The following is a 23,202-nucleotide window of genomic DNA, read 5'->3' on the forward strand; positions in this document are numbered from 1 at the left end:
CCGCACAAAAATCAAAGGAAGTCAGTCCAAATGGACGAGCAAAGTTTATCACATACAAAATGGAAATGTCAATACCACATTGTGATCGTACCAAAGTATCGCAGGAAAGTAGTATATGGGAAACTGCGGGCAGATATAGGGAAAATCCTGAGGAAGCTATGTGAATACAAGCATGTGGAAATCATAGAAGCCCATGCAATGCTCGATCATATCCACATGCTGCTTTCTATACCGCCAAAGTTGAGCGTGGGAGAATTTATGGGATATCTGAAAGGGAAGAGTACCCTGATGATATTTGAGAGACATGCGAACTTGAAATACAAATATGGGCGTAGAGTATTCTGGGCCAAAGGATATTAAGGGCCATATAAATTAGGAAAACCGCAAATACAAGGCTTTTCGGAGCCTACCAACAACAAAAATAATATTTGATCTATCACATTACGCTGAAAGGCCGTCCGGCCATCAAAACCGGGCGGCTTTTTTGCGTGGATAGATGGGAAGGAGGCAAAAAATAATTACAGAAATTTAAGCCTGAAATTTGTGCAATTTTAACGAAAAGGAGGTTAATGAATGGCAGATGACAAATTGAACACGGGCCCCGGTGAGAAAAAAATCCCGGAGGCTCCCGAGGCTGTAACGGCTGGCCAGCCCCAGGCCCTGGCTCCCGAACAGGCCGCCGCTCCCACACCTCAGCAGGAACAGGCCGGGCCCGCAAAGCCCGATCCCGGCGATGTGGTAGTGTCCTTTGAGCAGATCAATGAGCTCATGGGCGAAAAGCGAAAGGCGGCCCAGGCTGAGGTAGAGAAAGCCGGGGATGCCCCCGCAAAGGAGCAGACTCCCGGTGAGGCGGAACAGCCCGCCGCTGGCGAACAGAAAAAGCCCCGCCGTAGCCGTTCCCCGAAGGAGGATAAAACGGAGCCCGCTGGCAAGGAGGCGGCAAAGCCCCGCAAGGGCCGCCCGCCCAAGGCTGACAAGGCGGCCCCCGGCGAGGCCCAGCCGTCCAAGCGAGACAAAGTGTCCCGAAGTGACGGGAAAGCCCCGGACGCCAAAACTCCCCCAAAGGCTGGGAAAACGGCTCCCGAAAAGGAGGCCGCCGCCCCGGAGCAGGCTCCGCCTGGGCCAGCCGCCCCTCCCCGTCCGGTGGAGGAAGGCAAGCTCATGTATCTGAAACTTTCCGAGATGCATCCGTTCCATACATTCCGGCCCCATCCGTTTAAGGTGCGGGACGATGCCAAAATGCAGGAAACAGTGGCATCCATTAAGGCAAACGGCGTGATGGTGCCGGGCCTTGCCCGCCCGGAAAAGGACGGAAACGGCTATGAGATTGTGGCGGGCCACCGCCGCTGCCGGGGCAGTGAACTGGCCGGGCTTTTGGAAATGCCCTTTATCGTCCGGGATATGAGCGACCACGAGGCTGTCCAGGCCATGAAAGACAGCAACAAACAGCGGGATCAGACGCTCCCCAGCGAACTGGCCGCCCTGCTGGATTTGGAAGTGGAGGACATCAAGCACCAGGGCGGGCGGCTGAAAAATGTTGCCGAGGGCGACATTGGCAAGCGTTCCGTGGAGATCGTGGGCGAGGCCCATGACATGAACTATAAAAAAGTCATGCGCTATCTGCGGCTCAACTCCCTTGTGCCGGAACTGCTGGACAAGGTGGACGATAAAAAGATGGGCTTTATGCCCGCCGTGGAGCTCTCCTATATCAAGCCCAAAAACCAGAGGCTGATCGCCGTTTCCATTGACGGGGAGCAGGCGTCCCCCTCGGTGGCCCAGGCGAAAAAGCTCCGGGAGCTGGATCAGGAGGGCAAGCTCAACGGCGATGTGATTGACGGTATCTTATCAGAAAAGAAAAAGGAGGATCGAGGCGTGATTATTTCAACCGCTGAACTGGAAAAGTATTTCGGCAAGGAGGTTACTCCGGCCAAAATGAAAGAGCAGATCATCGGCCTGCTGGACGAGTGGAAACAGAAACAGCCGCCCGAGCTGGCAAAGGCCCCGAAGAAAATGGAAAAAGACAAGTAACCACTTCGAGACATTTTGTCCCGAGGGGCTCCGCCCCTCTGCGATGGCTCTGGTGGTATATATCCCCCGTCGCCGGGGATAAAAAAGCGCAGTCGGGAGCGGGCCGTCAAGGGGGCCAACGGCCCCGCCGCTTGCGGCGGCTTGCCCTTTACGGCCTGCCCCGGCTGTGCTATCTCCGGCCAAGCGGCGGGGGGTATATCCTCCAGAGCCGCCCCCTTTCCCATGATTGGGAAAGGGCGGGGGGTTAGGGTTGAACGATTTTATTATAGAACGGAGGTTTTTACTTATGAAACGACCCCTTGCATACATTACCGCCGCATGGTTTGGCGGCGACAGTGAAAACGCAGAACTGGCGGCCCAGTATTGCCGGGCCGTATATGAGGCGGGCTTTGCACCGATCTGCCCCGCCCTCTATCTGCCGCTGTTCCTCAATGACGCAGTACCCGAGGAGCATAAAAGCGGCATTGACATTGGCCGTGACCTGCTCCGCCGCTCCCGGGTGCTGGTGGTATGCGGCCACAGCATGACCGAGGCCATGAAAAATGATATTGCCGTGGCCCAGCGGCTGGGGATTACCGCCACCACCCTTGAGGGCATTTTGACCGTCAAGGGCCAGGGCAAACGCTGATGGCATCCTTGTTTGAGGCTTACATTACCAACCTCGGCAAATACAACGAGGGGGAGCTGGTGGGAGAAACACTGGAATTTCCCACCAGCCCCCAGGAGGTGCAGACGCTGCTGAAACATATCGGCGTGGACGGCATACGGTATGAGGAATTTTTTATTACCAGCTTTGACGGCGATGTGCTGGGGCTCTATGACTATCTGGGTGAATATGAAAATCTGGACGAGCTTAACCATCTGGCCTGCCTGCTCTCGGAACTCGATCAAGGGGAACTTGAAAAATTTGAGGCAGTGCTCCATACGGGGGCGCATACCTCCAGTGTGGCAGATATTATCAATCTGACGCAAAATCTGGATTGCTTTGAATTTTACCCGGATATTGAAAATGAGGAGGACTTGGGCCGTTATTGGGCGGAGGACTTGCCGATCCCGGAAGAACTGAAAGACTATTTCGACTATGAGGCATACGGCAGGGACATCTCCATCAACGAGGGCGGCCACATGGCCCCAGGCGGCTATGTGGTTCAGACCAGCGGAGACTTTAGGGAATATTATCACGGCCCCCAGGACATCCCCGCCGAGCATAAGGTGTTTTCTTATCCCCAGCTTTCTATCCGGGAGCAGATGGCCGCCTAGGGTCACTGCAACCCGTTTCCTCCAGGGTCTGTAGGCGGGTATCAAGGGATATGCGGCTCATGGCAGGTCACTCCTTTCAGGTGAAATTACGGCATGGCGGCTCCTGGCATCGGGACGATGCGGCTTTGGACAAAGGGGAGGATGATAACACCAGAGCCATGATATGCGGATTGGCTGTCGCATTGTCGCACCGTCGCAGCCTGTCAAAAAAACTTTTTCCCAATACTATACACTACCTATTTTTCCTTACTTTTAAAAGTTTTCAAAAATAGGTGAGACAGTGCGACAAACTTCCAGCTTTCCTTTCCTGGCAATATGTTTCCATGTCCCACAACCTGTCGCACCATGGTCGCACGGTTGTCGTCCCTGCGACTGTCCTGCCCTGGGCAAATAAAACAGGAGGCAGGTCCAGTTGACCTGCCTCCCATCACTTTTCTGCTGTGCTTGTTACTCGTCCAGCATCTTCCGGTACTTTGGCCGGTCACTGGCTGGGACATTAAGCAAATCCATTGCCTTGTCCGCTGGAATATCAAGGTTCTCCATTAGAGCCTTGAGGTTGGCAAACAGTTTGCTTTCTTCCCCCTCCTGCCGGCCTTCCTGCCGGCCTTCCCACTTCATATCCTGCAATTTCATAGCCAGCGTCATATAAGTCCCCTCCATTTCTTCATCGGTTTTCACAGCCTCCACCGCCTGCTCTATCTGGGCCACATAGCCCGAGCGAACGTCCAGCGGCCTGCCTCTGTAGCCCGCGTCAATGTAGCGTAGGAAGTCCAGCACCTCAGCGCTGCTGTTGCCCTCTGTGAAGCTGGCGTTGAGGATGTAGGCATGGGAGCCGTCGTCGTAGGCAATATCCTCCGCGCCTTCTATCACGGACCTGCGCCTGTATACCGCCAGTCCGCGCTTGTAGTAATCGTCCGTGCAGATAAAGATAACAAAGCTCTGACGCAGCTCCCGGTAGCTTTCCGCCGATTTCAGGGTCCTGCGGTCAATGCTGCTCTGGTAATAGCGGATGCGCTTTTCCAGGCCATAGCTGGCTCCGGTCTGCATCTCCACGTCATACTGGGTGCGGCTCTCGTCCTCCAGGCACACGTCCAGACGCACGCCGTGAAGGGCCGCGCCGTCTGTCAGCTCTTTCTGCTTGTCTATCGCCGTGATGCTGCCAATCTTCTTGCCCAGCAGGGCCTCTAAAAAGGGCTTTGCGTTCTCCGGGCGGCGCATGACCTCCCCGAACATAAAGTCGTCCGCCAGCGTCAGCTCATGGAACGGCTTGATTGCCATGGGTATCACCTTCTTTACTATTAGTATATTCTTTTTTTCAGAGATTTGCAAGGGCTTTGGCTGTATCAGGCTGCATTTTCCTCCAGGTCGCCGGGCTCAACACGCCAAAGCTCGTCCGTCAGGTCCTTTAGTGTGCAGGTCACGCGGGGGCACCTCTCTGGAGACTCGGCGGGCAGGATTTCAATGCCCAGCGCCAGCACCTTTCGGTAGACATTCTCACAGCAGAAGTATCTGCCCCGGCTGTCGTTTCTCAAGTGGGACAGGAAGAAGTTATTGTGGTCCACGCCAGCGCGGCGGATGCCGAAAATCTCCACGGTATAGTAAGGCTCTGTGACAGGACGGGGTTCCAGCTGCTTGCGAACCATATCCCAGCTGATAATGAAATCGCTGGCGAAGCGCTCACAGAAGCGGCCCACGTCTTGGATAAGACGCGTGATAATGTTGGACAGGTTTAAATTGTCCAGGGTTCCGGTCTCAGTACAAAGTATGCGCTCACACTGCTCGAAGTTGCGGACGATAATCTGTGGGGTAGGTTGCAAAAGTTTTCCTCCTTTCATCAGGCCAGCAGGCCCTTGCCCGCTGGCTCCATAACGCGGTGGGGTATCTTCTTGACTTCCGTGTACTGGCCGGGGGCATAGTGCTCCAGCATGAAGACAAAGCCCTCCCGCAGCCGGTCGCAGGTCTTGTCAAAATCCTGGACCAGCTCCACCCGGCCGCGCAGGTCCTGCATATCCCAGCCGGCAAAGTCCTCGTACATGTCGATGGAGCGGCCGGGATAAAGTGAGTAAGTGCCGTCCTCGTTTGCCTCCGCCTCGTACAGCACTAGGTAGCCGCTGCTGCGACCGTTGAAGCCGATGTGGTAGCCGGTGCGCTGGTAAAAGTCCGAGACAGTACGGGCAAAGAATATGTCCCAATCGGGAGCCTCCACCTCGCCGCTAGCCACGTCATAGGCCAGGTTTTGCAGCTCGCTGGGGATATCCAGGTTCGGCACCTTGACGTCGTTGGCATAGGACGTGGAGCGGTTCCAGGCGTTCATGGTGTTGTAGCGGTAGTGGCGGGCCAGGAAGCCGGTCATGGCCTCCCGGCTGCGTCGGTTGACTTTCTGGTAGAACATGCTGCTCATCTCCTTTCGCTGGCCGGGGCCAGCGGCATTTCCCGCCACCCTTGGCATCGGGAGATGCAAAAAAGGAACCTGCCGCCTGGGCAGATTCCTATTTTGGGGATGTGCTTAACTGAATTCTAAGGGTCAGCAGGATGCCGCCGCAGCAGTCCGCCTGCATATTTCAGAATATGAACTTAATTCTGCTGTCCCTTGAATTGTCCCTTATCAGCCTCCATAAACATTATGGAGCACTATGGAAAGATAAGGGACGGGATGGTTCGGGCAGTTAGGAAATTCCTCGGAATTTCGCCGCTTTTTTACACTTCCACGAAACGCTATGGAAAGCTGTGGAACATGGTGAATTCTTCACTGTAAAAACGCGGTTTTTTGCATCTCAAAAGGCTGGATTTCGAAAGTGCCGAAACGTGGATGTAAAAACGGCGTTTTGGCTTTCCGGCAGGAAGTGAACCCTCACAACAACAGAATAGAACGAAATGAGGTGGCCAGCAGAAGAAAAACTGCTGGCCATCTCACCTTAAAAATACATAGCCGGTCGCTGGAGAGCCATCTCCAAAACAAGCGACCGGCTTTTTCTATTTCATGAAAGAAGGTGTATCGAATGATTAAAGTAAAAATCACTAGTCAGGCTGGAGCGACACTCGAAAAGGAACTACCCATCAACATCCATGAACTGCACCACGCTATAGTAGAAATGGGTATCCGAAAAGCGCCCCGGAGTATCCTGCTTACGGATGACAATGCCGCTGACGTGGAGCTCACTGCCGACAACGAAATCGGAAGTGGCCTGTTGCGGGTGTTTAGCAAGGGTGACACCCTGGCTGATGCCAACACCGTAGCCTTTGCGGTATCCACCGCCAGAGAAGAAATTCTGTCAGAACTGGAGCAAAACATCATCCACAACCAGTATCTTACCAAGGAAATGCTCTTCGAGGATATCCGTGACATGACCCAGGCCGCCGGTCCGGTCAAGCTACGTTCTACTGCCCATTGGTAGGCCAACTGGATGACGGCGAGTGCGACGAGTATGTCGAGGTGGGCAGCGGTTTCCTGGTTGCGTATCAAGACCAGATCGAGCAAGGCATCGCCGACGAGCAGGCCCCTGAAATGGGTGACATGGCGCAGTATCTGGACAGAAATCCTGGTGTAGCAGCCAAACTCATGTCCGCAGTCTGGACGGTGGAGGAAATGGACGGCAGGCTCCTGGGCCGGATCGACTGCCACCTCAAGGAACCGCTTCCCGCAGAAGAAATGACAGATCTGCGGGAAGAGATCATCGGGCAATGCTCAGATGGGCTTGGAGAGGGCTTCGAGCAGCGGCCCATCAGTACGGATGAGGGCGACCTCTACGTCTCCTACTGGCAGAGCGGCGATGACTATTTCCTCTGCACCGAGGATGAACTGGAAGAACACTTGGATCAGCACCAGGGCATGAAAATGTAGTGTTGCATAACGCGGAAAGCGAGGTTCAATATGAACGAATGGGATCGCCTGCATCGTCAGGCAGAGAGATACAAGGCCGAGTACCCCTCCGGCATCCGGATCATGCTGCTGAGTATGGGCCAGGACATTCACCGTGTCAGCGACAACACGCGCGGGACCGTCATGGCGGTGGATGATATCGGCACCCTGCACTGCCGTTTCGACAATGGCCGGTCGCTGGGACTCATCCCCAGCGAGGACTCCTTCCGTAAGCTGACCGAAGAAGAACTGGCAGAAGAACAGGAAGAAAATCAGGATATGGACGAGGACTGCCCGTCCATGAGAATGTGAGGAATCCCTATGAAAGATATGAAAATCAGGGCTGTGTTTGAGCAGGAAGTCTATATCGACCCGGTGGAGGCGTTCAGGGCACTCAAGGCACGGCTGGGTTTTGCGCCCAGGGATGGCTTTGTCTGTGTCAAGGACGGAGAATTGGTATACGGCGAGGATGTCAGCTACCACGGCTCCCCCATGTATGAGTATGAGACCATTTCCAACAATCCAAAGTGGCTGGAGTTGTACCAGAGCGTGCAGTGCCTGGATGACTACTTCTGCCACTCAGATGAACCGCAATGGCAAAAGGAAATCGAACCGGACATGGATGAGGACGAAGATTTTGGAATGAGAATGTGAGGTGAAATTTAACTATAAGGCAGGCCGGATGGCAGATGGCTATCCGATTTTTTGATATGTTCGCGGGGGACGGCGGTTTTCGCTCTGGCCTTGAGGCCGTGGGCGGCTTTGAATGCGTGGGCCACTGCGAAATAGACAAATACGCAAATCAGGCGTACAACGCTATGTACAACACAGAAGGAGAAGTTTTCTATGCAGACGCTAGAACCATCGACCCCGGCACGCTGCTGGATATCGACCTTATTTGCGGAGGCTTCCCTTGCCAGTCTTTTTCAATCGCTGGAAAACGGCGAGGATTTGCCGACGATGCCAGAGGAACTCTGTTCTTTGAAATCGCACGTCTTGCCGCCAGTAAAGGACCTGCATTTCTGCTGCTTGAGAATGTTCCCGGGCTCTTATCTCATGACCAAGGCCGGACATTTACGACAATCCTCGCTACGCTGGATGACCTGGGGTACGATGTCGCGTGGCTGAGGTGCATGAGTTGAGCAGGCTCAACTCACACAGCAAGGATTTTGGAGTCCCCCAGTCCCGCAAAAGGGTGTATATTGTCGGATATCTTAGAGGAAAATGTGCCGGAGAAATACTTTCTTTCACAGACACAAATGGAGCGGCTCTTGAGCAAGTCCTACCTGGCCCGGAAGGGTGCCGGGTATACTCCCCCGCCGGAGTATCCATTACCCTGACCAGCACCGCTGGCGGGTTTGGCGGCAAGACCGGTCTGTACGATGTTACTCTGCCCATAAAAGTTATGACGAAAGCAGGCTATCAGCTTGCCAGGCCCGGCGACAGCATCGACCTGGCCTACGCCACCATGAATACCCGGCGCGGCAGGGTTGGGTATAAAATCGCGCACACTGTTACCCCTGGAAATAACCAGGGATATTTTTTTATCGACCTGAACGAAAACCCGGAACTGACCGAAAATGCCAGGTGTCTGCTGGCAAATCAGGATGCGGGCATCGGCAAGTTCAAGGGAGGAAAGTCAGGTGTTTTTGTAGAGGGACAGGCTCCCTTTTCCATCCCTGTGCAAGACACGGACGGCAACCTGCACTACGGCAAAGTGAGAAAACTTATGCCTATAGAGTGCTGGCGCTTGCAGGGGTTTAGTGACGAGCAGTTCCACAAAGCTGCGGATACCGGGCTGTCCAACGCACAGCTCTATAAGATGGCTGGCAACGCCGTTACGGTGCCTGTCATTTCCGCATTGGGCGAGAAAATCAAAGACATTTTTTGGAGGTCACCATGCCGAACCATGTAATAAATATTATCAAAATCGAAGGGAATCCTGCCAGGATTAACACTCTGTTTGCGGCCATCAAGAACGATGAATACGGCCTGGGTTCCATCGACTTCAACAAACTAACCCCCATGCCCGCAGAGTTGGATATTGAAGAAGGCCCCCGGACTACGCGTGGTCTGAAAGCCTACCAGGACTTCATTGAGGTCTATACCTTTAACGGCAAAAAAGAGGACTTCGACCTGCTGAACATCCCCGAAAAATCCGAGCAGGCATTCCTGCGTGTTCACCCCGACATCGACCAGACAGAATGGAAATTGGGCAAGCAGGCGTTTCAGAATGAGCAAAAATACGGCGCTGCCAGCTGGTACAAGTGGCGCACACGGAATTGGGGTACCAAGTGGAACGCCTACGGCTACGAGGGCGGTGTTCAGTTTGACGGTAAGACCCTACAGTTCCTGACCGCCTGGTCGCCGCCCACACCCATCATGGAAAAGCTGGCTGCTATGTATCCCGACCTCGACTTTGTACACCAGTGGGCAGATGAAGATATCGGTCACAACTGCGGCGAGGTGGAGTACCACAACGGAACGCCGGATGGGGAGTTCTACCCTACCGGGCAGGAGGCCGTCGACTATGCCAATGGCCTATGGGGATTTTATGGCATGGATGAAGATGAGGACGAAAGCGAAGATATGGGAGGGCCGAAGTTGTGAGCATCAAAAAGATCACTACTGACGCCCTGCGCCGCATGGGAAACACTGAGGGCCTGATCCTCCAAGGCTGCGGCGGGGATTTGCAGGAGTGGGTGGACGGCCTCAACAAAATGCTGACCGAGGAAGGTATCCTGCAAAACGGCAGCAAGTTTACGGAGTGTTCTGCATTCGAGCACAACGGCCTGACCTGCCTGCTGTTCCCCTTCAAAGATGTCAGTGTGGATGTAGGCAGACTGGCAATCTGGAGGCTGAAAACTCACGATACCTTTGGCGGGACTTGGCTGTCTGATTATGTTCCCAATTATTTGGGCGAGTTTGAAGAATCCGCAGAAATGGGGGCAGATGAGGACCTCGACAGCGGGATGTCCATGAAATAAGTATAGCAAAAATTTAGGCCGGTATCAATCGTTCAGAGGACGATGATACCGGCTTTTTTCGTTTTCTGGACAGTTTTCCGGCATAGAAAAGAGATGATAATATATCAAATCGCCGGTATCCTGGGTGGGCAATAAAGCGCCCATCCTCCCCATCATTTACAGCTTGTTTCCTCTGAAATATGGCAGGTTCGTGGAGGTGTTTGGCGGCTCCGGCAGTGTGCTGCTGGGCAAGCCACCTGACCCTTTCGAGATTTACAACGACTTTGACCGGAACCTTACGAATCTGTTCCACTGCATGAAAGAGCGCACCATGGCGACCATCCGGGAGTTGGGCTTTTGCAGCCTCAATTCCAGAGCAGATTTTATGGCTATCAAGAAGTTTTTCCAACATGAACAGTTCGACGATAAATTCCTGGCAGAAGAAATGGAGCTAACGGAGGTCCTGTTTTCACCTCCAGTAGCGGAAGAATTGCAGGCTATACGTCAGCGCATCACGAAAGATTACGATGTACGCCGGGCGGCCATGTACCTGAAGTTGCTGCGGTACAGTTATTCCAGCGGGAAGAAATCTTTCGCCTCCCAGCCCTTTGATTTGCGGCGGCTGTTCAGTTTGATTCAACAGTTAGAGGGCAGGCTGGCTAACGTGGTAATCGAAAATCAGGATTTTGAAACCCTCATCCACCATTATGACCGGCCAGACACCTTCTTCTACCTGGACCCGCCGTATTTCTCCACAGAGGATATGTACGCGGTGGAGTTTGCTTGGGCAGACCATGTGCGCCTGCGGGATACGGCGGCAGCTATGCAGGGAAAGTTCCTGCTCTCGTATAACGACTGCCCGGAGATTCGGGAGTTGTATGACGGTTTTCCTGTGTTCGATTTCACCAGGGTACACTCCATGGCGCAAAGATACGAGGCCGGGAAAGAGTTCAAGGAACTGCTTATCGGTAATTACGATTTATTTGAAAGAGAAAAAGCCAAGCCAGCGCAACTGGCATTTGAGATATAGGAAGTGATTATTTTGAAAAGTGAGCAATTTATTCTGGTGTCCGTTCCCCTGGAAATGTTCCTGGAAGCGGGCATCAACACCGAAAGCATCATCCAAGTGAGCGCCCGCGCCGGGAAAATCATCATCGACACGCCGGATACCACAGCGGATTATGTCTGCGACCGGGACTGCGAAAGCTGCCCGCTGAACGCTGTTCCCTGCGAGTTTGATTGTGAAAGCTGCCCCTGCGAGGCCAACTGCGACGGAAGGGGACTTGATGAATGAAAAAGCTACTGCGCATTTTGGGCAAGCGGGGACGTATCACGATTCCCTATGAAATCAGGCAGCGGGTGGGTTTTGCCTACAACGACGTGCTGTCTTTTACTGAGTCTGCTGACGGCAGGTCGGTGATTGTCCGCAGAGAAAAGCTCTGCGACAACTGCCAAGACAAAACTGTACAGGCCGTGACGGATGACCACGCCATGCTGTTGGAGCTACTAGACTCTCTGCCGGTAGAACTGCAAAAGGCTGCATTCGTGCAGCTTTCCGAGAGCCTGGGCAGGCTGCCCAAGAGGGAAATCCGGACCGGCCCTCCGCGCATCCGGGAAGCTGACACACCGATATAACAGGAGGTGTTCTGGATTGAAAACGATCCGCGCTCCGCCCAAATCGTCCAAAGTTTTCGGCTGAATCTTTGTTGCATATTTATTTGATTTTGGCCTGGACTTTTCGGGAGTTTATGGTATCCTTGTGGTCAAGAAAAACTCCAAGAGAGGATGAACCCTATGAAGAAAATCCTGACCACTATTTTAACCGCTGCCCTGCTGGTGAGCAGTGCTGGGTGTCAGATGAAACAGCCACAGGCCACACACTCCGAGCCGGAACCCGCGCTCCAGGCGCTTGTGCTGAATGTAGACTTGCCCAGCGATATCAGCGGGGAACGTATTGACACGAGTGCCGTCATAGATCAGATCACGGCTGGCCTCAAGGTTAAACTGGATACGGCAGAAAGGGAAAAAGAGGCCGCACAGGTTGCAAAAGAGGACCCCAAAACCGCCCCTGCCGCTCAGCAGAAAGAAGCAAAGGAGTCAGAGGAACAGCAAAAAAATCCAGCTATAGAGCCAAAAACGGCAGCATCCACCCCTACCCCTGAACCGCCTGCCACCGAACCTGACGCCTACCTGAAAGTCACCGTCAAGGCTACCCCCACCCCACCGCCAGCAGCTACTACCGCGCCGACACCTGTTCCCACACTGGAGCCTCCAGCGCCAACACCCGCGCCTGCCGAGCCTACACCAGCCCCGGCAGAACCCACGCCAGAGCCGGTCATAGAGGAACCCACCTTCGATATCGGCTACTGGATAGGGTACGCGCAAAGCTGCGCACAGGGGCTGGGGTTACGGCTGGAAAGCTCGGCGGTAGACTGCTGGGACAACCCCATCGGGGCCGGGCCGCACAGCACCTGCCTGGAGAGGGACATCAGCAGCAGGATGAATAGATATGCAAACGACCCGGATATCACCGATGTGTGGATATGGTATGAATCCACAGGAGGGAACAACTACAACATTTATATCGGATACGCATGATAACAAAATAACCCCCAAAGGACACCGCAAAAGTGGTGTCCTTTTTTTGTTGCCCAAATGGGCAGAAAAGGAGAGAATATGACATCTACAGTTAAACGGAAAAGCATGGCGCTGGTCATGGCCTTGCTCATGTGCTTTTCCATGTTCCTCAGTTTCGGTACTACGGCCCAGGCCGCTGGAGAGCGTTCCGAAATCTATATGGTGAGTTTTCCCCGTGACGCCGAGGCCAACCGGGATCACTGGGAACGTGACGATCTCCAGTTCATGAACGGCTGGTATATGGACGCCTATGATATGTTCGCGACCTTTGCGGTCGGCTCCTATGAGGGTAAAGTGGCGTATTGCATCGAGCCGGGAACACCCATCGACAACGCCCACACCTTCACGGCGAAAGATGAAACCTTTTGGGATAACTATCCCTCGTCCCTCAACAAGACTATTGATGCAGACACCATCAAGTCGCTGATTGGCCGCATTTTGCAGTACGGCTATAATGGAAATATCGACCCCACCTGGGTGTCTCAAAATAGTGCTGCTGCCGACAAGCTGGCCCATGTCTACGCCACACAACTCTTAATTTGGGAAACCATCGTGGGCGAGAGAGATGAAAATTTCGCCCACGTCAGCACCGGCGGCAAGAACCCCATCCTGGACTTTATAAAGCCTGGGCATCCCCTGCGCTCCCGAATCATGGACAAGTATAATTCCATGGTTACCAGTGTGCAGAACCACAGCAAGGTGCCTTCGTTTATGGCGAAAAGCCGGGGTAAAGCGCCCACCATCGAGCTGGAATGGGATGGCAGCCAGTATACGGCCTCGCTCACAGATACCAACAATGTGCTGGGCAACTACACCTTTTCCTCCGATTATGCTGGTATGAAATTCAGTGCCAACGGCAACACCTTAACCATAACCAGCCCCACCGCGCCTACCGGCGATGTGACTGTCAGCGCCAGCAAAAAGGACTCCAAGCGCATGGGCTTGGTTGTGTGGGATGACGGCACCTTCGGCCCTGGCGTTGGGCAGCAGAACACGGTGACCTACACGCAGTCTGTCACAGACCCCATCGCTGCTTACCTGAAACTCAATGTTTCTTACGGTTCCGCAAAAATCATCAAGACCTCTGAGGACGGCAAGGTGGACGGAATTACCTTCCGCATCACCGGAAACGGCATCGACCAGACCGTCACCACCAACAGCCGGGGCGAGGTGCAGATCGACAATTTGCAGCCGGGCGAGTATACTGTGAGTGAGCAAATGGCCGGGGACTATGTCCCCCAGGAGCCGCAGAAGGTAACCGTGCAGGCCGGGCAGACAGCAGCCGTTTCTTTCAACAACACTCTCCAGAAGGGCAGCTTGACCGTTACCAAAAACAGCGAGGATGGCCTGAATTCTGGTGTTCGTTTTCATCTCTATGGGACTTCTTCTACCGGAGAAACTGTTGATCTCTACGCCACCACCAACGGCTCTGGCGTAGCGCAGTTCACCGATGTACCCACCGGCAGCGGGTATACCTTGGAGGAAGTGGATACGGCTGTCCGTTACGTTGTGCCTGCCACGCAGACCACCAATATTGAGTGGGAGAAGGTCGCCAACGTATCTTTCCGCAACGTGCTGAAAAAGTTCAATATCACTCTGAATAAGGTGGACGGCGAAACGACTGCGCCCCAGGGTGACGCCACTCTGGCAGGGGCCATCTACGGCGTGTACAAGGACGGCAAGCTGGTGGACACCTACACCACAGATTCCGAAGGCCATTTCACCACCAGCTACTATGTGTGTGATTCTGGCTGGACGGTGCAGGAGATCAGCCCCAGCGAGGGCTACCTGCTGGATGAAACCGCCTACCCTGTAGGTGCAGACCCCAAACAGTATGAGGTGGAGTTCAACTCCGTCCCTGCTGTCACCAGCCCCGAAACCGTGCAGAAGGGAAAAATCACCCTCATCAAGCACTGCGACGATGGCTCCACCCAGATTGAGACTCCCGAGGTGGGTGCTGAGTTTGCTGTATTTTTGAAATCTGCTGGTGATTACAGCAGCGCCAAGGAATCCGAACGTGACTACCTGACCTGCGACGAAAACGGTTACGCCGAAACCAAGCTGCTGCCCTACGGCGTGTACACCGTCCGCCAGACCAAAGGCTGGGATGGGCGCGAGCTCATGAAGGATTTCGACGTGTTCATCAATAAGGACGGCGGCGTGTACCGCTATCTTATTAACAACGCGCCATTCACCAGCTACGTCAAGGTAATCAAGACCGACGCCGAAACCGGCAAGGCTATCCCCTACGCCGGAGCAGGTTTTCAGATTTACGACCCCAACGGGCAGCTCGTCACCATGCAGTTCACCTACCCGGCAGTAACCACCATCGACACCTTCTACACCACCACTGACGGTACCCTCATTACGCCGGAAGTTCTGCCTTACGGCACAGGCTATTCTCTGGTGGAGGTGCAGGCTCCTTACGGCTATGTGCTGAACTCGGAGCCTGTCTATTTCGATATCACACCCGACAATTCCACTGAGGAAAGCGCTGTTACTGTGGTAGAAGTGGAGCGGTCCAATATGCCGCAAAAGGGCACAATCTCCCTCAACAAACTGGGAGAAGTGTTCTCCTCCGTGACAGCTTTGGGTGGCGCGGCCACCGACGAGGCTGGCAACGAAGCCACCTTCCCCGTCAGCTACCAGCCGGTCTATGAGGAAAGGGCTCTGGCAGGTGCGGTCTACGAGGTGACCGCTGCTGAGGACATCATCACCCCGGACGGTACTTTGCGCTATGCGGCGGGCGAGGTGGTGTCCACCCTTACGACCGCCCAGGACGGCTCCGTTGCCACCGAACCCCTCTACCTGGGGAAGTACCAGGTGCGGGAAGTTGAGGCCCCGTTTGGCGCCGTGTTGGACACAGAAACGCACCTGGTAGAGTTGACCTATGCAGGCCAGGAAACCGATATCACTGAAACCAGCACCACTCTTCATGATGACCGGCAGAAGATAAAAATCAGCCTGGATAAGGTGCTGGAGCAGGACGAGCGGTTCCAGATCGGCATGAACGGCGAAATCGCTACGGTGCAGTTTGGCCTGTACGCCAGCGAGGATATCACCGCTGCGGATGGTTCCGTCATACCCGCCGATGGCTTGATTGAAACCATAAACTGCACTGAGGACGGCTCCGTTGTGTTTGTCACCGACCTCCCTCTGGGCAGTTACTATGTCAAAGAGGTTTCTACTGATAAGCACTACACCCTGCCGGACACTGTGTACCCGGTTGTGTTTGAGTACGCAGGACAGGACGTGGCTCTGGTGGAAATTGCCCTGAACGACGGCGAACCTATCACCAACGAACTCATTTACGGCAGAATCAAGGGCTTGAAAATCGACCGGGAGACCCAGGAAACCATCGCTGGTGCGCTGTTCGGCTTATTCCGTCCTGATGCATTACAGTTCACCTCTGACACCGCCATACTGACCTCTACTTCAGATGAGGAAGGTGTGTTCAGCTTTGAGAATGTCCCTCTGGGGAACTGGATCGTCCGGGAGCTGCAGCCTGCCGACGGGTATCTCCCCAACACGGATGTCCACCATGTGCAGGTGGAGCGGGACGAGCAGGTTATTGAAATCACGGTTGTTAATGACCGCATCCCGGAACTCAGCACAACTGCATCCATTGATGGCGAAAAGGAAGTCAACGCTACCGAAATCTTCACGCTGGAAGATGTAGTGGAGTACACCCATCTGGTGCCGGGCAAGGAGTATGTTGTCAAGGGTGTGCTTATGGACAAATCTACAGGCAACCCTCTGAAAATTGCTGGCGAGAAGGTAAAAGCTGAAACTGTTTTTACACCCGAAACGCCTAATGGTTCTGTAATTGTCTCTTTTGAGTTCGACGCCAAGTATATCAAAGCCGACACAGATATCGTGGTGTTCGAAAATCTGTATCAGGATGGCCGGAAATTGGCTGTCCATGCCGACCTGGACGATGAGAACCAGACGGTCACCGTCCATGTGCCTGAGATCGGCACCCAGGCCACCATCGGAGAGGAAAAAGAAGTTACCGTCGATGGCCCCATCACCATTGACGATGTGGTCGCTTATAAGAATCTGACTCCCGGCAAGGAGTATTCTGTGTACGGCATCCTTATGGACAAGACCACTGGCGAGGCCCTCAAGGTGGACGGCGAGGAAATCCATGCCGAGAGCACTTTCACTCCCGAAACCGCAGACGGCGAAACTGTAGTACAGTTCACCTTCGATACCACCGGGCTGGTGGATTCCACCGAGATTGTGGCCTTTGAGAGCCTGTCCCGTGAGGGGATCGAGCTGGCGGCTCACGCCAACATTGAGGACCCTGCTCAGACCGTCAAAGTGACTGTCACCGGGCCGCGGATCGGCACGAAAGCCACTGTGAACGGCAAGAAAGAGGTATCCGACGAGGGTCTCATCACCATTGAGGACGTGGTGTCTTACAAGGGCCTGACTGCTGGGAAAGAGTACAAGCTGACCGGTACGCTCATGAACAAGACCACCGGCGAACCCTTTAAGCTCAACGGTGAGGAAATCCGCGCCGAGGTTGTGTTTACGCCCGAAAAAGCTGAAGGAGAGGTCACAGTCTCCTTCCCCTTTGACACCTCTTGGGTGAACTCCACTACAGATATCGTGGTGTTCGAGAAACTGTCTCTGAACGGCAAAGAAGTCGTTGTTCATGAGGATATTGGCGACAAGGAGCAGACCGTTACCATCACTGTCACCAGGCCGGAGATCGGCACAAAGGCCACCATCGGCGGCAAAAAAGAAGCCGCTCCCGCAAAAGAAATCACCATTGAGGACGTGGTGTCCTACAAGAACCTGACCCCTGGCTTGGAGTACAAGCTGGCAGGCGTTCTCATGGACAAAGCCACAGGCGAACCCCTGAAGATTGACGGTCAGGAGATTCGGGACGAGGTTGTTTTCGCTCCCGAAAAGGCAGACGGTGAAACTGTAGTGCAGTTCACCTTTGACGGCAGCGGCATCACCCAGGCCACGGAAATCGTTGTGTTTGAAACTCTGTATCAAGGCGAGGTAAAAATCGCCGCCCATGAGAATATCAACGATGAGGGGCAGACAGTGAAGATCGTGCCGCCCACGCCGGACAAGCCCACCACTCCCAATCCCGGCAACCCTCAGACCGGCGACCGCTCCATGATGGGCTTCTGGCTGGGCCTGGGCGCAATCGCCTTGGGCGGCCTGGTGTCCGGTATCATTATGTACAGCAGAAAGAAAAAGGAGCAGGATTTTGAATGATGAAGAAGGTGTATATCTGTGCTCCCCTGGGCGGGGACGTGGCAGGCAATCTGGAAAAGGCAAAGCGGTATAGCGAATACGCACTGAGGTGCGGGGCGGCTTCGGTCACCCCGCATTTTTATGCGATGTGTTTGAATGACAGCATCCCCAAGGAGCGTGAAATGGGCATTGCGGCCGGGCTTAGCCTGTTGTGGTTTTGCGATGAGGTCTGGGTGTTCGGGGATGAAACCACGGAGGGCATGGCGCAAGAAATCAAGCTGGCGCACAATCTCAATATCAAGGTTAGAATTATCAAGGAACATGAAATCAAAAAAGTGATAGGAGATGTTTTGGCATGAGAAAAAGATGGGAAAAGTTTTTGCTCTGCACTGTGTTTGCGGCCCTGCTGGTGCCGGTTCTGGCGGTTCCCGCTATGGCGACCGGCGACGTGGCAGGGGCAATTCAGAGCACATGGACAACGGCACAAACCCAGATCCGGGCGGTGGTGGACAACGTGGTGTTCCCCGTCATAGACATGATCCTGGCAATCCTGTTCTTTGTTAAACTTGGAACTGCATATTTTGAATACAAAAAACATGGGCAGTTTGAGTTTACTGCTCCTGCCATCTTGTTCGCCTGCTTGATTTTCATGATGACGGCGCCGCTCTATATCTGGACTATTCTGTAATTTTTTGACCGGGAGATGGGCGGCGTGCGCCGTCCATCATCCCTACATTTTTAGGAGGTGGTCAACATTTTTGATTGGTTAGGCGACATCCTCGGAGGTATTGGAAGTGCCGTAGGCGGGGTGTTCGATACGATTGGAGAGCAGGTGTCTGCTGCCATATGGGACGCCATGATCCGATGGTTTTACAACACGATTTTTGACGCAGCCAGCGATTTCTTCACCATGATGGGAAACATGGGCGCGGATATTTTCGACCTGAACTGGGTCAGCGCGACCATATCCCTGTTTACCATGTTCGGCTGGTCGCTGTTTATCGCCGGAACCGTAGTAGCTGTGTTCGATATAGCCATAGAATACCAGACCGGCAGGGCCAGTGTCAAGACTACTGCAATAAATGTGCTGAAGGGCTTTTTCGCCTGTTCATTGATTGGGATTGTTCCTGTAGAACTTTATAAGTTCTGCATCAATTTGCAGAACACCTTTGCCGGTGATTTGACACGGATATTTTCCGGGCAGCAGGCGCAAGGGCTGTCGGAGCAGAGCATTGCTATCCTAACGGCGAACTTTGTACTGCCGCAGAATACCGTAATAGGGCTGTTTGAATTGCTGGCCCTCATAGCTTTTGCGTACTGCGTGATGAAAATTTTCTTTGCTAATATCAAGCGCGGAGGAATTTTATTGATTCAGATGGCGGTAGGAGCGCTCTATATGTTCTCGGTTCCCAGGGGATACACCGACGGCTTCAACCAATGGATAAAGCAGATCATTGCCCTGTGCCTGACGGCATTTTTACAGACAACCTTGCTGTTCCTGGGATTGCTGACTTTCTCGGATAATATGCTGCTGGCCCTGGGGATCATGCTGGCAGCGGGCGAAGTGCCGAGGATCGCCCAGCAGTTTGGGCTGGATTCCAGCGTAAAAGTCAATATGATGAGTGTTGTCCATGCCACCAGCACGGCGGTCAACATGACCCGGTCTGTGGCAAAGGCACTCGCATAAAGGAGGCATCAAATGACGACCTATTTATATCCGCAAAACCTGAAAGCGACGGCGAATCTCTGGCTCTGGGGCCTGCGTGACTTCGCCATCTTGTGCGTGGCGGCGCTGCTGTCCGTGCTGGCGCTGGTGCAGCTCCACTTCATGGTACCGGCGGCAGTGACGCTGTGTTTTGCTTTTCTCACCATCCGCATGGATGACACCACGGTGCTGGACTTCCTGCGGTATGCCGCCAGCTACTTTATATCCAGCCAGCAAACCTACGATTGGAGGTAATGAAAATGGGCATAAAGAAGAAAGGCCGCTCCACCCAGGAGCTCATGGGGATTCAGAATTTCACCAGATACGGGCTTGCCACCAGCCGTGGCGAGCTCTTATTTTTTCTGGTGTCCCCCACCAATATCTCGGTGCTGTCCCACACGAACATCGAGATAAAGATACGCCACCTCATGATGGTGCTGTCCGCCATCCCAGATATCGAGATCACCTGCACCGACTCCTGCGAGTGCTTCGATGACAACCAGGCATATCTGCAAGGGCGGCTCCACGAGGAACGTAACCCCCAGGTGCGGCATCTCTTGGAACAGGACATGGATATGCTGGACCGGGCGCAGGCGGAGATGGCGACGGCCCGGCAGTTCCTGTTCATAAGCCGGTGTAAAGGGATGAAGTCTGAACAGGTATTCCAGGCCGTGAACCGCATTGAAAAGGTGATCTCCGAGCAGGGCTTTGAGGTGCGGCGCATGAGGAAAAGCGATATCAAGCGATTCCTTGCTATCTATTTCGATTCCAGCATGAACGGCGACCAACTGCCGGACACCGACGGCGGCCAGTTTTTCGAGGTATACTATGACGAGCCGGAGGATTAAGTTCGGCGTTTTTGCTATTCTGTTGTTGGGTGTTCTGATGGTCTGCGGCACTATGGTGGGCCGGGAATTGCTCTTACGGCAGAAAGAAAAAGAGGACTTCGAGCAGCTCGTTAAGCTTGTGACTGTGGAGAATCTCGATGTGAATTCCACGCCATCGGGATCTCCTGCTATCACTGAGCAGCCAGGGGCCACCGCAACTCCTACCCCGGATAATGAGGAAGAATCCCAAGAGCAGCGTCGTGACCTCTCTGAATTGTTTGCAATGAACGGTGATTTTGTGGGCTGGCTGTGCATCCCCGGCACTGACATTAACTACCCGGTTATGCACACGACAGACGATCCCGAGCGGTACCTGCGCCGGAATTTCCACGGCGAGTACAGCGAATCGGGTGTGCCTTTTCTGGATTTTCGGTGTAGCCTGGACAGCGACAACCTCATCATCTACGGCCACAACATGATGAACGGCACCATGTTTGCGGGACTGCGGGGTTATGTACAGAAGGATTTCTGCGACCAGCACCCCATCATTGAATTTCAAACAGCGGACGGCTGTGCTGAGTATCAGGTGTTCGCTGTCATTCAAGTGAAAAGCAACGATGAGTGGTATAAGTTTGTAGGTGCCGATAACGCAGAAGATTTCAACAACGCTGTTGAGAAAATTGCTGGCAAAGCGCTGTTCACCACCAATCCTATCCCTAAATATGGACGGCAGCTTTTGACCCTGTCCACCTGTTATGATTCCGCCCACAACGGCAGGCTGCTGGTCATAGCAGCAAAAATATAGAAATGGAAGTGTTTATATGTTCAAGAAAAAACGCAAAAAGATGAATCCGGCCCAGCTTGAGGCTGTCCGCACCAAGGACTTCTTCGACTGTATCCTGCCTGGTGCTGTTCGGTTTATGAGCGACTATTATATCGTGGGCGACAGTTACCGCAGTGTGTGGGTAGTGCGGGAGTACCCGCCCAGCACCGAGGAGCAAGCAATTTTGTCCCAGCTCGCCGACCGCAGCGGCGTGACCCTGCGCATCTATCACCGGCTGGTGGAGCCTATGGAGCAGCGCAAAATCATGCAGAATGCCACTAGAAAAAATAAGCTCATGTCCGGCGGCAACGATGTCAATGAAACCATCGAGGCTCAGGGGAACCTCCAGGATGTGGTAGAACTCCTCGCCAACCTGCGGAAGAATAAGGAACCCCTGCTCCATTGTTCCGTCTTTATCGAGCTAAAGTCACGTTCGCTGGACAAGCTGAAGGAACTCCAGAGCGAGATATCCATGGAACTGACCCGCTCCAAAATCTCCGTCGACAGGTTGACCCTGCGCCAGAAAGAGGGCTTCCTTTCTGTTCTGCCGGTGGGCGCCAACCAGTTTGGAGCGCAATATGAGCGGGTGCTGCCTGCCAGTTCTGTGGCAAATCTGTACCCCTTCAACTTCTCCGGCAAGACAGACCCCCATGGCCTTTATATCGGGCGGGACAAGTACGGCTCCAATGTGCTGGTCGATTTCGACCGCAGGGCAGAAGATAAGACAACCAGCAACATCCTCATCCTGGGCAACTCCGGGCAGGGAAAGTCTTACCTGTTGAAACTCATTTTAACAAATATCCGGGAAAGTGGCAAGACCTGCATCTGCCTGGACCCGGAGTCCGAGTATGAGGAACTGACCTGCGCCTTGGGTGGATGTTATATCGATTTCATGTCCGGGGAGTACACCATCAACCCGCTGGAACCAAAAGCATGGACAGACGGCTCCGGGGATGTGGACGCCGCTACACCGGATGCTTTCAAGCGAGTCACCCGTTTGAGTCAGCATATCGCCTTCCTCAAAGACTTCTTCCGGGTCTATAAGGATTTCAGCGACCCTCTAATTGACACGATAGAAATCCTGCTCATGAAACTTTACGCCCGCTTCGGCATCACGGACAGCACCGACTACTCCACAAAGCGGCCCACGGATTTCCCCACCATGTCCGACTTCTATAAGCTGTGCCAGGAGGAATTCAACACCTACGACAGAGAAAGGAAGTATCTCTACACCGAGGAAATGCTCCAGGAGGTGTGCCTGGGCATCAACTCCATGTGCGTGGGCGCGGAGAGCAAATATTTCAACGGTCACACCAATATCGTAGATGACAAGTTCCTGTGTTTCGGAGTCAAGGGCCTTATGGATACCAACAAACGCCTGAAAGACGCCATGCTGTTCAACATTCTTTCGTATATGTCCAACGAACTGCTTGGCAAGGGCAACACCGCCGCCAGCATCGATGAGCTGTATCTGTTTCTCACCAATATGACGGCAATCGAATATATCCGCAATGCCATGAAGCGTGTTCGCAAAAAAGACTCCTCGATCATCCTGGCCAGCCAGAATATCGAGGATTTTTTGATTCCCAGCATCCGGGAGTTCACGAAACCGCTGTTTTCCATTCCAACCCATCAGTTTCTGTTCAATGCCGGGCAGATCAACCCCAAGGATTTCATGGACGCCTTGCAGGTGGAGCCCAGCGAATTTGAGCTGATAAAGTACCCGGAGCGCGGTACCTGCCTGTACCGCTGCGGCAATGAAAGGTACCTGCTCCAGGTAATTGCGCCGGATTACAAGTCAACCCTCTTTGGAAAGGCCGGTGGCCGATGAGCGCAGCTCTCGGTGCAGCCCTCAAGAAAATAGCTGTTGCTCTGCTGTC

At 53.8% G+C, this 23,202-nt stretch carries 26 protein-coding genes and 1 pseudogene; 24 read left to right on the forward strand and 3 right to left on the reverse strand.

Going from position 1 to position 23,202, the window contains the following annotated elements; all coding sequences use genetic code 11:
- Positions 1–30: 30 nt before the first annotated feature.
- From tnpA to VSQ30_RS20050, 4 genes and pseudogenes are all read left to right on the forward strand, one after another.
- Positions 31–357: pseudogene (gene tnpA, locus VSQ30_RS20035) on the forward strand (IS200/IS605 family transposase); the annotation flags it as partial.
- A gap of 216 nt (positions 358–573) precedes the next feature.
- Positions 574–2,028 (forward strand): ParB/RepB/Spo0J family partition protein, encoded by a 1,455-nt coding sequence (locus tag VSQ30_RS20040; protein WP_160567659.1) that lies wholly within the window; start codon positions 574–576, stop codon positions 2,026–2,028.
- Between the two features lie 286 nt (positions 2,029–2,314).
- Positions 2,315–2,656, forward strand: a complete 342-nt coding sequence (locus tag VSQ30_RS20045; RefSeq protein WP_118021158.1) for a DUF7768 domain-containing protein — start codon at positions 2,315–2,317, stop codon at positions 2,654–2,656.
- Positions 2,656–3,288 (forward strand): antirestriction protein ArdA, encoded by a 633-nt coding sequence (locus VSQ30_RS20050; protein ID WP_334466943.1) that lies wholly within the window; start codon positions 2,656–2,658, stop codon positions 3,286–3,288. Before VSQ30_RS20045 ends, VSQ30_RS20050 begins: the two co-directional genes overlap by 1 nt.
- A gap of 447 nt (positions 3,289–3,735) precedes the next feature.
- On the opposite strand, the gene VSQ30_RS20055 is transcribed toward VSQ30_RS20050, so the two are convergent.
- The 3 genes from VSQ30_RS20055 to VSQ30_RS20065 form a co-directional block, all read right to left on the reverse strand.
- Entirely contained in the window at positions 3,736–4,566 is an 831-nt protein-coding gene (locus VSQ30_RS20055; protein WP_088364426.1) for an Rpn family recombination-promoting nuclease/putative transposase, read from the reverse strand.
- Between the two features lie 65 nt (positions 4,567–4,631).
- A complete protein-coding gene (locus VSQ30_RS20060; protein ID WP_290462781.1) occupies positions 4,632–5,105 on the reverse strand; it encodes a hypothetical protein in 474 nt (157 codons plus the stop codon).
- A gap of 17 nt (positions 5,106–5,122) precedes the next feature.
- The gene (locus VSQ30_RS20065) at positions 5,123–5,680 is read right to left on the reverse strand and encodes a hypothetical protein (protein WP_334466947.1); all 558 of its coding nucleotides are present in this window, start codon (positions 5,678–5,680) and stop codon (positions 5,123–5,125) included.
- Positions 5,681–6,287: 607 nt separating this feature from the next.
- On the opposite strand from VSQ30_RS20065, the gene VSQ30_RS20070 reads away from it, so the two are divergent.
- The 20 genes from VSQ30_RS20070 to VSQ30_RS20165 all read left to right on the forward strand — a co-directional run bounded on the left by VSQ30_RS20070 (position 6,288) and on the right by VSQ30_RS20165 (position 23,153).
- The gene (locus tag VSQ30_RS20070; protein WP_334466949.1) at positions 6,288–6,683 is read left to right on the forward strand and encodes a hypothetical protein; all 396 of its coding nucleotides are present in this window, start codon (positions 6,288–6,290) and stop codon (positions 6,681–6,683) included.
- The gene (locus VSQ30_RS20075) at positions 6,677–7,129 is read left to right on the forward strand and encodes a hypothetical protein (protein WP_334466951.1); all 453 of its coding nucleotides are present in this window, start codon (positions 6,677–6,679) and stop codon (positions 7,127–7,129) included. Before VSQ30_RS20070 ends, VSQ30_RS20075 begins: the two co-directional genes overlap by 7 nt.
- Before the next feature lie 30 nt (positions 7,130–7,159).
- Positions 7,160–7,459: a DUF4314 domain-containing protein gene (locus tag VSQ30_RS20080; protein ID WP_160642937.1), complete on the forward strand. Its 300-nt coding sequence runs from the start codon at positions 7,160–7,162 to the stop codon at positions 7,457–7,459.
- A gap of 9 nt (positions 7,460–7,468) precedes the next feature.
- The gene (locus VSQ30_RS20085) at positions 7,469–7,801 is read left to right on the forward strand and encodes a hypothetical protein (RefSeq protein WP_160642938.1); all 333 of its coding nucleotides are present in this window, start codon (positions 7,469–7,471) and stop codon (positions 7,799–7,801) included.
- A 35-nt stretch (positions 7,802–7,836) separates the two neighbouring features.
- A complete protein-coding gene (locus tag VSQ30_RS20840; RefSeq protein ID WP_334466954.1) occupies positions 7,837–8,289 on the forward strand; it encodes a DNA cytosine methyltransferase in 453 nt (150 codons plus the stop codon).
- Positions 8,268–9,062 carry a DNA cytosine methyltransferase gene (locus VSQ30_RS20095; protein WP_334466956.1) on the forward strand — a complete coding sequence of 265 codons (795 nt, stop codon included), beginning with the start codon at positions 8,268–8,270 and terminating at the stop codon, positions 9,060–9,062. The genes VSQ30_RS20840 and VSQ30_RS20095 overlap by 22 nt, the downstream gene beginning before the upstream one ends.
- Complete coding sequence (locus VSQ30_RS20100) at positions 9,047–9,757, forward strand: DUF1281 family ferredoxin-like fold protein (RefSeq protein ID WP_160642939.1); 711 nt, start codon at positions 9,047–9,049, stop codon at positions 9,755–9,757. Before VSQ30_RS20095 ends, VSQ30_RS20100 begins: the two co-directional genes overlap by 16 nt.
- Positions 9,754–10,134 (forward strand): hypothetical protein, encoded by a 381-nt coding sequence (locus tag VSQ30_RS20105; protein WP_201751275.1) that lies wholly within the window; start codon positions 9,754–9,756, stop codon positions 10,132–10,134. Before VSQ30_RS20100 ends, VSQ30_RS20105 begins: the two co-directional genes overlap by 4 nt.
- Positions 10,135–10,258: 124 nt before the next feature.
- Positions 10,259–11,143: a DNA adenine methylase gene (locus VSQ30_RS20110; protein ID WP_334466959.1), complete on the forward strand. Its 885-nt coding sequence runs from the start codon at positions 10,259–10,261 to the stop codon at positions 11,141–11,143.
- A gap of 12 nt (positions 11,144–11,155) precedes the next feature.
- Entirely contained in the window at positions 11,156–11,407 is a 252-nt protein-coding gene (locus VSQ30_RS20115; RefSeq protein ID WP_160642940.1) for a hypothetical protein, read from the forward strand.
- Positions 11,404–11,748 carry an AbrB/MazE/SpoVT family DNA-binding domain-containing protein gene (locus VSQ30_RS20120; RefSeq protein ID WP_201751276.1) on the forward strand — a complete coding sequence of 115 codons (345 nt, stop codon included), beginning with the start codon at positions 11,404–11,406 and terminating at the stop codon, positions 11,746–11,748. The genes VSQ30_RS20115 and VSQ30_RS20120 overlap by 4 nt, the downstream gene beginning before the upstream one ends.
- A gap of 159 nt (positions 11,749–11,907) precedes the next feature.
- Entirely contained in the window at positions 11,908–12,711 is an 804-nt protein-coding gene (locus VSQ30_RS20125; protein ID WP_334466962.1) for a hypothetical protein, read from the forward strand.
- 78 nt (positions 12,712–12,789) lie between these two features.
- Entirely contained in the window at positions 12,790–17,988 is a 5,199-nt protein-coding gene (locus VSQ30_RS20130) for a VaFE repeat-containing surface-anchored protein (protein WP_334466964.1), read from the forward strand.
- Positions 17,985–18,326 (forward strand): DUF7768 domain-containing protein, encoded by a 342-nt coding sequence (locus tag VSQ30_RS20135; RefSeq protein ID WP_334466966.1) that lies wholly within the window; start codon positions 17,985–17,987, stop codon positions 18,324–18,326. The genes VSQ30_RS20130 and VSQ30_RS20135 overlap by 4 nt, the downstream gene beginning before the upstream one ends.
- A complete protein-coding gene (locus VSQ30_RS20140) occupies positions 18,323–18,655 on the forward strand; it encodes a DUF3852 domain-containing protein (RefSeq protein ID WP_160642943.1) in 333 nt (110 codons plus the stop codon). Before VSQ30_RS20135 ends, VSQ30_RS20140 begins: the two co-directional genes overlap by 4 nt.
- Positions 18,656–18,775: 120 nt before the next feature.
- Positions 18,776–19,654 (forward strand): conjugal transfer protein TrbL family protein, encoded by an 879-nt coding sequence (locus VSQ30_RS20145; protein ID WP_201751277.1) that lies wholly within the window; start codon positions 18,776–18,778, stop codon positions 19,652–19,654.
- Positions 19,655–19,666: 12 nt separating this feature from the next.
- Positions 19,667–19,927 (forward strand): hypothetical protein, encoded by a 261-nt coding sequence (locus VSQ30_RS20150; protein WP_160642944.1) that lies wholly within the window; start codon positions 19,667–19,669, stop codon positions 19,925–19,927.
- Between the two features lie 5 nt (positions 19,928–19,932).
- The gene (locus VSQ30_RS20155; protein WP_201751278.1) at positions 19,933–20,520 is read left to right on the forward strand and encodes a hypothetical protein; all 588 of its coding nucleotides are present in this window, start codon (positions 19,933–19,935) and stop codon (positions 20,518–20,520) included.
- Positions 20,501–21,304, forward strand: coding sequence for a class B sortase (locus VSQ30_RS20160; RefSeq protein WP_160642945.1), 804 nt, complete (start codon positions 20,501–20,503; stop codon positions 21,302–21,304). The genes VSQ30_RS20155 and VSQ30_RS20160 overlap by 20 nt, the downstream gene beginning before the upstream one ends.
- Positions 21,305–21,320: 16 nt before the next feature.
- Entirely contained in the window at positions 21,321–23,153 is a 1,833-nt protein-coding gene (locus VSQ30_RS20165; protein WP_334466972.1) for a VirB4 family type IV secretion system protein, read from the forward strand.
- Positions 23,154–23,202 lie beyond the last annotated feature (49 nt).

This window comes from Acutalibacter sp. JLR.KK004 (assembly GCF_036941085.1).
In the GTDB taxonomy this organism is placed as follows: Bacteria; Bacillota; Clostridia; order Oscillospirales; family Acutalibacteraceae; genus Acutalibacter.

Bases quoted from the DNA above. Each gene is read 5' to 3' on its own strand.
- VSQ30_RS20165 (WP_334466972.1), top strand. From the start codon at position 21,321: ATGTTCAAGAAAAAACGCAAAAAGATGAATCCGGCCCAGCTTGAGGCT.
- VSQ30_RS20070 (WP_334466949.1), top strand. From the start codon at position 6,288: ATGATTAAAGTAAAAATCACTAGTCAGGCTGGAGCGACACTCGAAAAG.
- VSQ30_RS20085 (WP_160642938.1), top strand. From the start codon at position 7,469: ATGAAAGATATGAAAATCAGGGCTGTGTTTGAGCAGGAAGTCTATATC.
- VSQ30_RS20045 (WP_118021158.1), top strand. From the start codon at position 2,315: ATGAAACGACCCCTTGCATACATTACCGCCGCATGGTTTGGCGGCGAC.
- VSQ30_RS20050 (WP_334466943.1), top strand. From the start codon at position 2,656: ATGGCATCCTTGTTTGAGGCTTACATTACCAACCTCGGCAAATACAAC.
- VSQ30_RS20840 (WP_334466954.1), top strand. From the start codon at position 7,837: ATGGCTATCCGATTTTTTGATATGTTCGCGGGGGACGGCGGTTTTCGC.
- VSQ30_RS20150 (WP_160642944.1), top strand. From the start codon at position 19,667: ATGACGACCTATTTATATCCGCAAAACCTGAAAGCGACGGCGAATCTC.
- VSQ30_RS20140 (WP_160642943.1), top strand. From the start codon at position 18,323: ATGAGAAAAAGATGGGAAAAGTTTTTGCTCTGCACTGTGTTTGCGGCC.
- VSQ30_RS20100 (WP_160642939.1), top strand. From the start codon at position 9,047: ATGCCGAACCATGTAATAAATATTATCAAAATCGAAGGGAATCCTGCC.
- VSQ30_RS20155 (WP_201751278.1), top strand. From the start codon at position 19,933: ATGGGCATAAAGAAGAAAGGCCGCTCCACCCAGGAGCTCATGGGGATT.
- VSQ30_RS20135 (WP_334466966.1), top strand. From the start codon at position 17,985: ATGATGAAGAAGGTGTATATCTGTGCTCCCCTGGGCGGGGACGTGGCA.
- VSQ30_RS20160 (WP_160642945.1), top strand. From the start codon at position 20,501: ATGACGAGCCGGAGGATTAAGTTCGGCGTTTTTGCTATTCTGTTGTTG.
- VSQ30_RS20040 (WP_160567659.1), top strand. From the start codon at position 574: ATGGCAGATGACAAATTGAACACGGGCCCCGGTGAGAAAAAAATCCCG.
- VSQ30_RS20055 (WP_088364426.1), bottom strand. From the start codon at position 4,566: ATGGCAATCAAGCCGTTCCATGAGCTGACGCTGGCGGACGACTTTATG.
- VSQ30_RS20065 (WP_334466947.1), bottom strand. From the start codon at position 5,680: ATGTTCTACCAGAAAGTCAACCGACGCAGCCGGGAGGCCATGACCGGC.
- VSQ30_RS20120 (WP_201751276.1), top strand. From the start codon at position 11,404: ATGAAAAAGCTACTGCGCATTTTGGGCAAGCGGGGACGTATCACGATT.
- VSQ30_RS20125 (WP_334466962.1), top strand. From the start codon at position 11,908: ATGAAGAAAATCCTGACCACTATTTTAACCGCTGCCCTGCTGGTGAGC.
- VSQ30_RS20130 (WP_334466964.1), top strand. From the start codon at position 12,790: ATGACATCTACAGTTAAACGGAAAAGCATGGCGCTGGTCATGGCCTTG.
- VSQ30_RS20080 (WP_160642937.1), top strand. From the start codon at position 7,160: ATGAACGAATGGGATCGCCTGCATCGTCAGGCAGAGAGATACAAGGCC.